This window comes from Cytobacillus sp. FSL H8-0458, from assembly GCF_038002165.1.
Taxonomy (GTDB): domain Bacteria; phylum Bacillota; class Bacilli; order Bacillales; family Cytobacillaceae; genus Cytobacillus.
In genome coordinates this window covers 3,382,179-3,394,513 of sequence record NZ_JBBOBR010000001.1, presented here as the reverse complement: position 1 = coordinate 3,394,513, position 12,335 = coordinate 3,382,179, and the positions used below count along the sequence as shown (strand labels likewise).

General features: G+C 44.3%; 11 protein-coding genes and 1 other annotated feature. Of the genes, 7 read left to right on the top strand and 4 right to left on the bottom strand.

Annotated elements, in window-relative coordinates; genetic code table 11:
- Window positions 1-141: 141 nt before the first annotated feature.
- Window positions 142-1,968: a M6 family metalloprotease domain-containing protein gene (locus tag NYE23_RS16730; protein ID WP_341079406.1), complete on the top strand. Its 1,827-nt coding sequence runs from the start codon at window positions 142-144 to the stop codon at window positions 1,966-1,968.
- A 46-nt stretch (window positions 1,969-2,014) separates the two neighbouring features.
- On the opposite strand, the gene NYE23_RS16725 is transcribed toward NYE23_RS16730, so the two are convergent.
- The 4 genes from NYE23_RS16725 to NYE23_RS16710 form a co-directional block, all read right to left on the bottom strand.
- Complete coding sequence (locus tag NYE23_RS16725) at window positions 2,015-2,935, bottom strand: ketopantoate reductase family protein (protein ID WP_341079404.1); 921 nt, start codon at window positions 2,933-2,935, stop codon at window positions 2,015-2,017.
- Window positions 2,936-3,151: 216 nt separating this feature from the next.
- Window positions 3,152-4,603 carry a carbon starvation CstA family protein gene (locus NYE23_RS16720; RefSeq protein ID WP_341079400.1) on the bottom strand — a complete coding sequence of 484 codons (1,452 nt, stop codon included), beginning with the start codon at window positions 4,601-4,603 and terminating at the stop codon, window positions 3,152-3,154.
- Between the two features lie 287 nt (window positions 4,604-4,890).
- Window positions 4,891-5,622, bottom strand: coding sequence for a LytR/AlgR family response regulator transcription factor (locus NYE23_RS16715; protein WP_341079397.1), 732 nt, complete (start codon window positions 5,620-5,622; stop codon window positions 4,891-4,893).
- Window positions 5,622-7,361 carry a sensor histidine kinase gene (locus NYE23_RS16710; protein ID WP_341079395.1) on the bottom strand — a complete coding sequence of 580 codons (1,740 nt, stop codon included), beginning with the start codon at window positions 7,359-7,361 and terminating at the stop codon, window positions 5,622-5,624. The genes NYE23_RS16715 and NYE23_RS16710 overlap by 1 nt, the downstream gene beginning before the upstream one ends.
- Window positions 7,362-7,552: 191 nt before the next feature.
- On the opposite strand from NYE23_RS16710, the gene NYE23_RS16705 reads away from it, so the two are divergent.
- The 6 genes from NYE23_RS16705 to tyrS all read left to right on the top strand — a co-directional run bounded on the left by NYE23_RS16705 (window position 7,553) and on the right by tyrS (window position 12,274).
- Window positions 7,553-7,963 carry a GNAT family N-acetyltransferase gene (locus NYE23_RS16705; RefSeq protein ID WP_341079394.1) on the top strand — a complete coding sequence of 137 codons (411 nt, stop codon included), beginning with the start codon at window positions 7,553-7,555 and terminating at the stop codon, window positions 7,961-7,963.
- 131 nt (window positions 7,964-8,094) lie between these two features.
- On the top strand, window positions 8,095-8,727 hold the full coding sequence (locus NYE23_RS16700) for an NUDIX hydrolase (protein WP_341079392.1): 633 nt from the start codon (window positions 8,095-8,097) through the stop codon (window positions 8,725-8,727).
- The gene (locus NYE23_RS16695; protein WP_341079390.1) at window positions 8,717-9,295 is read left to right on the top strand and encodes a nucleotidyltransferase family protein; all 579 of its coding nucleotides are present in this window, start codon (window positions 8,717-8,719) and stop codon (window positions 9,293-9,295) included. Before NYE23_RS16700 ends, NYE23_RS16695 begins: the two co-directional genes overlap by 11 nt.
- A complete protein-coding gene (locus tag NYE23_RS16690) occupies window positions 9,292-9,858 on the top strand; it encodes a hypothetical protein (protein ID WP_341079389.1) in 567 nt (188 codons plus the stop codon). The genes NYE23_RS16695 and NYE23_RS16690 overlap by 4 nt, the downstream gene beginning before the upstream one ends.
- 59 nt (window positions 9,859-9,917) lie before the next feature.
- Complete coding sequence (gene map / locus NYE23_RS16685) at window positions 9,918-10,658, top strand: type I methionyl aminopeptidase (RefSeq protein WP_341079388.1); 741 nt, start codon at window positions 9,918-9,920, stop codon at window positions 10,656-10,658.
- Window positions 10,659-10,769: 111 nt separating this feature from the next.
- Window positions 10,770-10,977: a binding site (T-box leader), on the top strand.
- 49 nt (window positions 10,978-11,026) lie between these two features.
- Entirely contained in the window at window positions 11,027-12,274 is a 1,248-nt protein-coding gene (gene tyrS, locus NYE23_RS16680) for a tyrosine--tRNA ligase (protein WP_341079387.1), read from the top strand.
- Window positions 12,275-12,335 lie beyond the last annotated feature (61 nt).

Here is a 12,335-nt window from a genome sequence, read left to right as displayed (position 1 = left end):
CTTTTCACCTGTAACTTTTTTGAAAAATAAGTCTTTAGTATCACGAACTTCTATATGAAACCATGCTTTATTCCTATTTAGAATATACTGAATATTTTATAATATTTAGATTACAGAAATAGATTATAGGGAGTGAGTATATTGTTAAAAGTTCTATCAACTTCAGCTTTATCGCTTGCTTTAGCAGGAAGTGCCGTTTTTGCAGGAGCCGGGCCGGCAGATACTCAAGCTAAGCAGGAAAGCAAGTATCAAATCAGTCTTGCACATCATGTCGGTGCGTCACCGGAGCTTGCTGCAAAAGCAAAAGAACTTGGCATCGATCTGTCAAAGGCAGATCCAGCTGAGAAAGCAGCCAAGGCAGGAGCGAAATTCCAGCAGCCTGGCGACAATCATGTTGCATATAAAGAAGCAACAGGGGATATACCGGTTCTAGTCCTTCTCGCAAAATATCCGGATGGTGATGAGCCGGTCGGTGATATGCCCGGACAAGTCCCGGCTAAATATTATGAGGATTTAATTTTTGGCACTGAGTATAACCCGTATGAGCTTCCTCAGTTCGAGAAATACGACGGTCCGGATGTTCCAAAGGACCGCACAATGCAAAACGCTTATAAGGAATCCAGCTATGGAAAAACGAACCTGGTCCGAAAAGAGAACACCGAATTTGTCTGGGTGGAGATGCCAAAAGGGGCTTCATATTACTTGGACCAGGAAGGAAAGTTTGCTGAAAACGGCACATATGTAAATGGGAACGTGAATGGTGATGCCCATACAGGTGAATTCATCCGTGACTTGCTGAAAGCAGCAGACGATCAGGTTAATTTCTCTAAATATGCCGAGAATGGGGAAGTGCCTAACATTTTCGTCATTCATGAAGGAACAGGGGCTGAATTCAGCCGTGACCCGGCACAATTCTGGTCTCATAAGTGGAATATCCTCAGCGCCCTTTACTACGGCAAATACTATGAAACTGGCCAGCCGGCACCAGTAAAAGAAGGAATGACAGAAGCAGAATGGATTGGCAAAACTGTTAAAGAAGATATGACCTATGATGGCGTACTCGTTAACAATTACAACATCCAGCCGGGAATTGGCGGAAACGTTGCCGGATTTGATGCTGCAACAAACACTTATAAAGAAGAAGCAAAAACAGGTCCATTCCCTGCACAAACTGGGGTTTATGCCCATGAATTTGGACATGCACTGGGATTGCCTGACTTCTATGATACGGTCTATAGCTCTGAGGGGGTAGGGAACTACTCGTTGATGGCAGGCGGATCATGGCTGCGCTATCCGAATAAACCTGAATTTGGCGGAAACTCTCCAGCGCACTTTGATCCATTCTCTAAGATTTTCTTAGGATGGGTAAATCCAATTGAAGTGAAACCGGAGGATGAGCCGCAAACTATTACACTGCCGCCAATCAGCAAAGCGGAAGCTGACAACGGCATCGTTAAAATGGAAGTGCCAGGCTCAAATGGAACTGAATACTTCCTTTTTGAAAATGTTCAGCAGGACGGCTTTAACAAAGGGTTTATCCGTCAGGGTGAAGACGCTAAAGGCTTAGTGGCATGGCATGTAGATGAGAACATCATCAACTTGTACCAGACAGCCGGCTTCCGTCCAAATAATGTGGAAAACTGGATGAACAAACGCTTCCAGTACAACCAATCTCAAACAGCAAGTGACGGTACAGTCGTCACGCACTATGGGTTATCTGTCCTTCAGGCAGACGGCAAGTATGACCTGGAGAAAAACGCAAACCGCGGTGATGCAGGTGACTTCTTCAAAACAGGAAGCAAAATCACACCTGTATCCGGAAATGTACACACGGGCTCTTACTATTTCTGGAAAGGCAACAGTTCAACACCGGCTGACTCCGGAATCCATGTAACAGACATTAAAGAAAATGCGGATGGATCCATCACAGCGAAATTCTTCTATAATTCGAACAGCAGTACAAAATAATAGACTAAAAAAATCCGAGCGGGGTGACCTGCTCGGATTTTTGGTTTTAAAGATTATTTTTCTCATAAACTTTTAAATTAGCATAAATTGCTGCCAGAACAGGAGCATGTAAATCCAGCAGCTCTGCCTTTTCCAGCAAATAACCAAAGAAATGGTCCGCTTCAATAGCCTGCTGCTTTTCCATATCCCGCTGCAGGGAAGATTTCATTTCATAGCCTATTTCACGTATTTTTTTCACCTGAGCTTCTTCAATCCCGTCAGCTAGCGGAGCACCCAGGCCTCTCGTTATGGCAGATGCCTCTTTTAGAACCTCTTTAATCGAATTCAATCCGAAAGCCTGCTCGCGGATCGGACCGATAGGGGAGCGGAACAGGGAGGTGACGCCGGAAAGCGTAGAGATAAACAGGTACTTATGCCACATCCCCTGTTCGATATTTTCAGAGAGGCGGAAGTTTGCTTTTGTACCTGAAAAAGCCTCTTGAAGCTTCAGAATCCGCCCCGTTTTTTCACCAGAACGCTCCCCGAAAACCAAATCATGGACTGGGCTGGTATGAATCACCTTGCCATTTTCGCCCAGAGTGGTTTCAATAAAGCAAAGGCCGCCCAGAACGTTCTCTTCTCCAAAAACAGCTGTAAGCTGATCCATATGGGCAATTCCATTTAATAGAGGAAGAATCAAAGTTTTGTTGCCTGTGTATGGACGGATATCCCTGATGGCTCCCTCAAGATGATAAGCTTTGGTAGAGAGAAGGATGATATCGAATGCTTCTGCCATTTCTCCAGCCTGAATCGTTTTCGGCTCAGGAAATGCCATATTCCCATGTACACTTTCCACGAGCAGCCCATATTTCTCAAGCTGCTGCTTTCTTTTTTTCCTTACCAAAAACGTAACATCCACTCCTTTTTCCATAAGCCTTCCGCCAAAATAGCCTCCAATGGCTCCGGCTCCGACAACCAATATTCTCATACAATAATGCCCCCTTTGGTTAAATGGAAAAGTGCACGCATGTACGTGCACCTTTGCCAGATTGCTAAGTTAAATAGAAGAAGATGCCTGTTCCTGATAACATAACTGCTGCTAAAATCAATTTGGCAGAAAGAGAGAGTGAATCCTCGCCTTTCGCGTTTATTCTCTTCTCTTCCTCATTTACCGTTTCCCGATATTTGGGATTACAGCAGCCCATTAAGCAGATCTTTTCCAGCCGGAAATATCCTCTTCAAGCGGCAGATTATTCGCCCGAGCTTTTTTAGCCGCGGAGAAGAACAGGGCTACAAGAGCAACTGTGCCGAATGCACCGCCAATCCAGGCAGTATTCCAGGATAATCCGAAACCGATTGGTGCGTTTAAGATATACGTTAAGACCATCAGCAGCATGAACGTGCCAGGAATAAGCGAAATCCAGTAATTTTTCTTTGCGATATACAAGTACATGGCACCGACAAACAGTGCGATAACTGCTGTTGATTGGTTAGCCCAGCTGAAGTATCTCCATAAAATGTTAAAGTCGATTTGCGTTAGTGCCAGTGAAACCGCGAACAAAGGAATAGCAATCCACAAACGGCTTGAGAATTTCTTCTGAGCAAAATTAATATAATCAGCAATAATCATCCGTGCACTCCGGAAAGCCGTATCTCCTGAAGTGATTGGAAGGACAACAACTCCAAGAACAGCAAGTGTTCCTCCGATCGCACCAAGCATCATGGTCGAAGCTTCACTGACGACTGCTCCCGGACCGCCGTTTGCAAGGAAATCACTTAATCCATTGTAGCCATCAAACAAGCTCATTGCAGCAGCCGCCCAGATCATCGCGATAATTCCTTCTGCAATCATCATGCCATAGAAAATTTTGCGTCCCTGGTTCTCATTCTGAGTTGTACGGGAGATAATCGGTGTCTGTGTCGCATGGAAGCCGGAAAGAGCACCGCAAGTAATCGTGAAAAACAGCAATGGAAAAATAGGTGCATTAGCCGGGTGGAAATTCTGCAGTGAAATTTCGGGAATATTAGCGCCGGTCGCAACTAAACCGATACCAACACCAAGTGCACTGATTAAAAGCAATGCTCCAAAGTATGGGTATAAGCGGCCAATAATTTTATCAACAGGCAGTAAAGTCGCCAAAATGTAATAAATGAAAATTGCAGCAATGATGAGGGTTACAGATACCTTCTGATCCATCACCACATAAAGCAGATCAGCCGGAGTCGTAACAAACACCGTACCAACCAATAACAGAAGAAGAACGGCGAAAGCGTTCACAACATGCTTCATGACTTTCCCGAGGAACTTGCTCGCAAGCTCGGGCAAATGTGCGCCGCGGTTGCGTATGGAAATCATTCCTGTTAAATAGTCATGAACAGCACCGGCAAAAATACAGCCGACCACGATCCAGATAAAAGCTACAGGCCCGTAAAGAGCTCCCATGATTGGACCGAAAATCGGGCCGGTACCAGCAATGTTCAACAGCTGGATTAACGAGTTCTTTGGCGTACTCATGGCGATATAATCCACACCGTCAGCATGTGTATAGGCAGGTGTTGTACGTGCCTCCTTCACACCGAAGACTTTTTCAACAAACTTGCCGTACGTAAAATAACCTACAATTAAAAGTGCAATACAGGCTAAAAAAGTAATCATATTTATCCCCCTTTATGAATGCGTTTACATTAATTATACAAAAGAAGGAGAAAATTTGAACAATTTGTGACCAAGATGTAAAAAATGATGATTAAAAGGCAATGAAGGAGGATTAAGATGCATAGAAAGGCGGGAATGTATTTGAAAATTCACTATGTTATTTTTGAAAAGAAGGTAGGGTGGAGATTTTAGCTCAAACGCAATTAACCTTGAGATCAGTACAAGCCCCAACTCAAAGGGCACTCTCATCCCAGCACCATAAAAAAAGCACCGTCCCCGATGCTTTTTCACAATTCCAATCGCACCCGCAGTGCCTTCACATAGTTCCTGCTCACAGACAAGAGCTCTTCCCGGCCTTCCATCTCAAGCTGATACGCCCCGTTAAACCATGGAGTCAGTCGAGTTACATAATCCAGATTTACCAGGTAACTTTTGTGAATTCTGAAAAAAGAGAAGGGTAAGAGCCGGCTCTCCAAATCCTTCAGCGGGGTTTTGGTTTCATGCTCTCCGGTCCTGGTGATAATCCGGGATACTTTTTCGTCCCGGCCGATATAGAGGATTTCTTTTGGCTCCAGGTATAAAATTTCTCCATCTTCTTCAATAGCCAGTTTGCCCGCCGGCTTGCCGATGTCATTCTCTTTTTTGGCGCCAATCAATTTTTCCACACGCCTGATGGTCTGCTCGAGCTGTTCCTCGTCATAGGGCTTCAATAAATAATCGGTCGCTTCATAGCGGAAGGCTTCAGCAGCAAACTGCGGGTAGGCTGTTGCAAAGATGATAAGCGGGACTTTTTTCAGTTCGTGCAGGGATTTGGCCGCTTCCATACCGTTCATTTTGGGCATCTCCACATCAAGAAAAACAACATCCGGCTGAAGCTGGATGGCTTTCATCACCGCTGTTTCGCCGGATTCAGCCTCACCGACAACCTGAATTGCAGGAAATTCCTCCAGTAAATGTTTTAATTCATCTCTGCTGTAGCGTTCGTCATCAGCGATTAGGGCTCGGATCGTTTTTTCCATCAGCTTTTTTCCTCCGTTTGTGGAATGGCGAATTGGATGTGAGTGCCCATGCCTGGCGTGCTGGAAATTTGCAGCGAAGCTTCCTCACCAAACATAATAGTCAGCCGGCGGTTTACATTGTACAATGCAAGTCCTGATCCCGATTCTGACTGCAGGGTTTCCTTCCCGAGCTGTTCGGCTCTTTCCCGGCTCATTCCCTGTCCATTATCCTTCACCTTTACTATCGTCATTCCGTCCTGTTTCTGAATTTTGATCATAATGATACAGTCTTGTTCCTTGTTCTTAATCCCATGCTTTACCGCGTTTTCCACAATCGGCTGCAGAGTGAGCGGCGGGATTCTCTCCAATAGGGCATCTTCTTCAATGTCGTATATGACTTCGAGCCGATCCACAAACCGGGTTTCTTCAATTGACAAATAGGCCTTTACGTGTCTGAGCTCCTGTTCAAGAGTCGTACAGCTGACTGTCGTGGCCGTCAGGTTCTGGCGAAGAAAATGCGATAGTGATACAAGCAGTTTCCGTGCCTGAGCAGGCTCGATCCGGACAAGGGAGATTATCGTATTTAATGAATTAAATAAAAAATGCGGTGAAATTTGTGCCTGCAGCGCTTTAATTTCCGCTTCTTTTGCCAGCTGGTAGGCTTTATCAGCCTCAGCGATTTCGAGCTGATTGCTGAGTAGTGCACTTAGTCCCGAGATTAACTCCATCACAAGATTTGTCATTTCTTTTTCCGAAGTGAAGTAAAACTTTAGCGTTCCGATGGTTTCACCGCGCAGCTTTAAAGGAGCGACAATGGCAGCGCCAAGAGGACAGTTTTCCTGCCGGCAATGGATGGTCTGGTCATTGGCAGCCGCAATTTCTCCGTGTTGAATGACATCCCGTGTTATCTGGGTCTGAATTGGGCTTCGGGAACGGTGGTGGTCATTTCCAAGGCCGACATGGGCAAGGATTTCAGTGTGATTGGTGATTGCAACTGCTTTCATTTGAAGTTCCTTATGTAAAATCAGGCAGACTGCCAGAGCGGATTTATGATTAATGCCTTCCCGAAGGTGAGCTAGGGTCTGGTCTGCAATCCGAAGGGTTTTCTGTGCGTGAAAAGCACCTGCTTTTTCTTCTTCATTAATGACATTTTTTATGATCAGCAAGAATAAGGCACTGCCAAGCCCATTTGCTATAATCATAGGAATCCCAATCATTTCGACAAGTGCGACCGCTTTTTCCATGGGCCGTGATATTCCAAGAATAATCAGCATCTGTACGGCTTCAGCCGCAGCACCAATGAAGAAGGCTGATGACAGCTTCACATGTTCGTTCTTTCGGCGGAAAAAGCCGGCAAGCAGCCCCGCCACTATGGACGCCAGCCCGCAGGCAATCCCGGTAAAGCCGCCAAGCGTAAATCGATGGAATCCTGCTATAATTCCTGCGCCAATTCCAACTTTAGGGCCGCCAAGCAATCCGGCGAGAACAACCCCGATCACCCTGGAATTAGCAATGGCTTCATCAGAAGCAAGCTCGGATGCCCAGCGGTTAAACTGCAGTGTGTCTGTATTGAAGGCAAGCCCTGAATAGGTTCCAATAATGCCAAAGAAACCGAAAAAAAGAATGGCTTTATACTCCTGCTGCCGTTTTAATCTTTCGCCATAAATCATCTCTCTGAAAAAGCGGAACCTTGTCAGAATCAGCGCAATGGTGACAATGATTCCAAGCCGCTCCAGCATTGTAATCAGCAGTTCAAGCATTCTTAGGGCCCCTTTAACCAAGTTTTATTATCATTATTTTAATAGATTAAAGAATAAATGAAAAATGAACTGTTTGAATTTTTCAGAAAAATATACAGGCTTTTCCTGCCTATTTGTCGAAAAATTAATTGATTAACGGGTCAGGAGGAATTTTGTATGCTTTCTTCTGATAGAAAAATGGAGCTGACAAAATGATCGAATATAAAGTGGATATAGAAGGAATATCATCAGATATGCTGGAAGGTTTTTTTGACGGGTGGCCAAATCCGCCGAGCCCTGAAAAACATCTAATGCTTTTAAAAAACAGCACGAAGATCGTGCTGGCCGTTGACCGAGATAAACATGCAGTGGCTGGATTCACCACAGCAATCAGCGATGGAGTGCTATCTGCCTACATTCCGCTGCTTGAAGTGCTGCCCGAATACCAGCAGCAGGGTATCGGCCAAAAGCTGGTCACCCGTTTACTGGAAGAGCTGGTCGGCATTTACATGATTGATATTATGTGTGACCCTGAATTACAGCCGTTTTATGAAAAATTCGGAATGATCAAATCTTCAGGAATGGTGCAGCGTAATTACCAGAATCAATCAGGAAAACAGTAACAGGGGAAACCGGCAGCCGGGTATCCCTTTAATAAGGAGGAATTTCTATGAAATTTACCACTAATCGGGGTTTATTTCAAGCTGCCACGCATGAATTATTCAAGAGTTATTTAAACAAGGAGGACAATTAATTGGACACAGAAATTCTCAATATTTTTGATGAAAACCGAAAACAAATCGGTGTAGCTTCCCGTGAAGAAGTCCATCAAAAAGGTCACTGGCATGAAACTTTCCACTGCTGGTTCGTCAATAGAGAAGAAGAAAAGGAATACATATATTTTCAATACCGCAGCAATAACAAAAAGGATTACCCCGGACTTCTGGACATAACTTCTGCAGGCCATCTCATGAGTCATGAATCTGTCATGGATGGCATGCGGGAAGTGGAGGAAGAACTGGGGATTCATGTTGATTTTGCGGACTTGGTGCCACTGGGTGTCATTGAATATATTGCAGAGAAAGAAAATTTTATCGACAAAGAACTGGCGAATGTATTTCTTTATCACAGCGTCCATACACTGGAGGAGTTCAAGCCGCAGCTCGAAGAAGTAACGGGAATCTACCGGATTGCTCTGGAAGACTTCTATGAGCTTTGGTTTGAAGGAAGAGAACATATTAAGGCAGAAGGATTTCAGGTTGAAAAAGATGATAGAATCACCACTGTCATTACCGTACGCAAAGAGGACTTTGTTCCGCATGAGGATTACTACTACAGGCGTGTACTGCATTCGATTCGAGAGACGGAGAGGGAACATGCTGATTAAGACAGAAGAAGATATAGTGAAGCTGGTAAAGCAGGACAAATGGATGATGAACATCCTATCGGCCGCAAAGTCATTAAACCTCCCGGACTGGTGGGTCTGTGCCGGCTTTGTGAGGGCAAAAGTCTGGGATACTCTTCATGGATTCAGCAATAGAACTCACTTGCCTGATGTGGATGTCGTTTATTTTAATAAGAGTGACCTTAGTGAAGAAACGGAAAAAGAGCTGGAGTCCAAGCTTAAATCCCTTCTGCCCAAAGTGCCCTGGTCAGTTAAAAATGAGGCAAGAATGCATCTGATTAATGACCTCCCCCCATATACTTCATCAGTGGATGCGATCTCGAAATTTCCTGAAACGGCTACTGCCCTTGGATTAAAGCTTGATGACAAAAACAATATTATATTAACTGCTCCATGGGGGATCGGGGACTTGCTTGCTTATAAAATAAAGCCCACACCTATGTTTGCTGAAGATAGTAAGTTATTTGGAGTTTACCTCCAGCGAATTGAAAAAAAGAACTGGAAATTATTATGGCCAGGGATAGAAGAAATTCAAGGAAGAAACCAATGAAAAAGGTGTTTTTAATACTGATGTTGCTCATGCTGCCAGGCGGTTCGCAGACACTGGCAGTAAAATGGGTGGACCTTAAGCCGGAAGAGGTTGAATCCCGTTCACAAGTTATTGTGCTGGGTACATATAATTTTAAAAGCAAACAAAAATCTAGCAGGGGTATTTTTTATGGAAGACAGTTTCAAGTCGAAAAGGTGTATAAAGGAGAAGCAGCAGAAACCATAACGGCAGGCATTGATGGCAACGATACTGGATGGGCAGAGGAATTTCAGCAGGAGGGCGGCAAGTTCCTGTTATTTTTGGAAAAAACAAAGGAAGCACACTTTCTTGTTCCCGTTGCCGGCCCCAATGGAATGGTTCAAGGGAAGGATGGCAGAATTGTATCAGGTCATGAGGATTATTACGGAAAGATAATGAATGAAGAAGTAAGAAAACCAAGTCCAGCTAAAGAAAATGAAGGTGAAGGACATCTGATTGAAGTCTTACTGTTTTCTTTAACTGGCCTTATCACTTTTCTGTTGATTATTAGGTTTTTAGCAAGAGAAAAGGCGAAATCTTATTAAGCGCGCCACATTTAGATTATAATAGAGGAATAACAACTAAAGAAAAGGCAGGATTCTGTATGATTGTAAAAAGTGAAGAAGAATTAGCAAAACTTAAGGAAATCGGCAAAATTGTCGCGGAGATTCGCGATGCGATGATTGAAAAAACCAAGCCAGGCGTAACAACCAAAGAACTTGATGATTTAGCCGGAGAGCTATTTGAAAAGAATGGAGCGATTTCAGGCCCTAAAGGAGAATACGACTTTCCCGGCTTCACATGCATAAGCGTGAATGAAGAAGTGGCTCATGGCATTCCAGGAAGCCGCATAATAAAAGAAGGCGATCTTGTAAATATTGATGTTTCAGGATCAAAGAATGGCTATTTCGCAGATACAGGCCTATCATTTGTCGTTGGGGAAGACGAGAAGCTGCAAAAGTTATGTGATGCGGCACAGGAAGCATTTGATGAAGGCATGAAAAAATTAAAGCCGGGCGGCAAGCTGAGCCTTGTCGGTAAAACGGTTCATAAAGTGGCAAAAAACAATGGATTCAACGTTATCATGAATCTGACCGGACACGGTGTCGGCCGCTCCCTTCACGAGAAGCCGGACCATATTCTGAACTATTTTGATCCATGGGATAAACAGCTGTTAAGAGAAGGCATGGTTGTCGCCTTCGAACCGTTTATTTCAAGCGGAGATGAAGAAGTAAGGGAAATGAGCGACGGGTGGACGTTCGTCACACCTAACAAAAGCCATGTCGCCCAATGTGAACACACCGTTGTCATAACAAAAGAAGGACCGATTATCTTAACGAAATAAGCATGGACCAGGGGCATTGCATGTTCCTGGTTTATTTTTATCTATTGTTACTCATGAAAAAAACACTTGAACTTTCCAAAACATTCCGCTAAAATAATAAAAATTTAAAATTTTAAAGTAATGACAGAAATAAGTAGCTGTTCTTCTCCCTGTTTTAGAGAGCTGATGCCCGGTGAAAATCAGCACATAGATAACAGTGAATTACCTTCTCGAACTTTTTCTGTGAACAGTAGTAGCAGGGAACGGCACGGACCGTTAATCCGCTGAGCGGAAGAGCAATCTTCAAAAAGGGTGGTACCGCGTTAACCACGTCCCTTTCTTTAGGGGCGTGGTTTTTTATATTCCAAAAACAGAAAGGAAGGGAATACATGGACAATTTTTTTGAAAAATTAACAGCCCAGCAAAAGCTTGAAACAGAGAGGCAGCTTGAGATTTACTGTAATGGCGTCCAGGAGATTCTGCCAAAAGCCGAATTGAAGAATAAAATAGCCAAATCCATTTTTCAAAATCAGCCTTTAAAAATTAAGCTGGGCCTTGATCCTTCTGCACCGGATGTCCATATCGGCCATACGGTCGTGCTGAATAAATTAAAGCAGTTCCAGGACAACGGCCACGTCATCCAGCTGATCATTGGCGATTTTACAGGGAAAATTGGCGACCCGACAGGGAAATCGGCAGCCCGAAATCAGCTCACAGATGAAGAAGTGAAGCATAATGCTAAAACCTACTTCGAGCAATTCAGCAAAGTGCTGGACATGGATAAAGTCGATCTTCACTACAACTCAGCATGGCTTTCTGACCTCCAGCTTGAAGACGTTATCCGCCTGTCTGCAAGCATAACGGTTGCCCGCCTTCTGGAGCGAAATGACTTTTCAGAGCGGCTGGCCACAGGTAAACCAATCTCGCTTCATGAGTTTTTCTACCCGCTGATGCAGGGCTACGACTCGGTTGCTCTTGAAAGCGATATCGAGCTTGGCGGAAACGACCAGCATTTCAATGTTCTGATGGGACGCCATCTGCAGGAGCATTTTCAAAAGGAAAAGCAGGTCGTCATCCTGATGCCGCTCCTTGAGGGCCTGGATGGCAAAGAGAAAATGTCCAAATCGAAAAACAATTACATCGGTGTGGATGAGGATCCTAATAATATGTATGGCAAAATGATGTCCATACCGGATGAGCTGATTGTAAAATACTTCAATCTCGCAACAGATTTGCCGGTGACCGAAAAACAGCAAATCGCGGAAGAGCTGGAAAACAGAACTCTTCATCCGCGTGACGCCAAAATGCTCTTGGGAAGAACAATTGTCCGCATGTACCATGGTGCAGCTGAAGCCGAGAAAGCCGAACAGCATTTCCAAACCATTTTCCAAAAAGGAGCCATGCCGGATGAGATCCCGGAAACCGAATGGAGGGGTGAGGGTGAAATGCTCATTACCGACCTGATTGCCGGCCTTGGCCTGCTTTCATCCAAAACAGAAGCAAGAAAAATGATTGCAGGAGGCGGCATTCGTTTAAACGGAGAAAAAGTCAGCGATGTAAAGCTGCTCGTGAAAATTACAGACGGATTAGTTCTTCAGGCAGGAAAAAGAAAGTTTGTGAAACTGAGGCTGAACTAGGCAAATCGCTTTTTTCCCCAATCCTTTTCAAGATATGATAGAATAGACGAAATTTTTAAAG

What these genes read in the sequence shown, in the direction of transcription:
- NYE23_RS16725 (WP_341079404.1), bottom strand. Translation starts at nt 2,935, where the DNA reads ATGAGAATATTGGTTGTCGGAGCCGGAGCCATTGGAGGCTATTTTGGC.
- NYE23_RS16720 (WP_341079400.1), bottom strand. Translation starts at nt 4,603, where the DNA reads ATGATTACTTTTTTAGCCTGTATTGCACTTTTAATTGTAGGTTATTTT.
- NYE23_RS16715 (WP_341079397.1), bottom strand. Translation starts at nt 5,622, where the DNA reads ATGGAAAAAACGATCCGAGCCCTAATCGCTGATGACGAACGCTACAGC.
- NYE23_RS16710 (WP_341079395.1), bottom strand. Translation starts at nt 7,361, where the DNA reads ATGCTTGAACTGCTGATTACAATGCTGGAGCGGCTTGGAATCATTGTC.
- NYE23_RS16705 (WP_341079394.1), top strand. Translation starts at nt 7,553, where the DNA reads ATGATCGAATATAAAGTGGATATAGAAGGAATATCATCAGATATGCTG.
- NYE23_RS16695 (WP_341079390.1), top strand. Translation starts at nt 8,717, where the DNA reads ATGCTGATTAAGACAGAAGAAGATATAGTGAAGCTGGTAAAGCAGGAC.
- NYE23_RS16690 (WP_341079389.1), top strand. Translation starts at nt 9,292, where the DNA reads ATGAAAAAGGTGTTTTTAATACTGATGTTGCTCATGCTGCCAGGCGGT.
- map (WP_341079388.1), top strand. Translation starts at nt 9,918, where the DNA reads ATGATTGTAAAAAGTGAAGAAGAATTAGCAAAACTTAAGGAAATCGGC.
- tyrS (WP_341079387.1), top strand. Translation starts at nt 11,027, where the DNA reads ATGGACAATTTTTTTGAAAAATTAACAGCCCAGCAAAAGCTTGAAACA.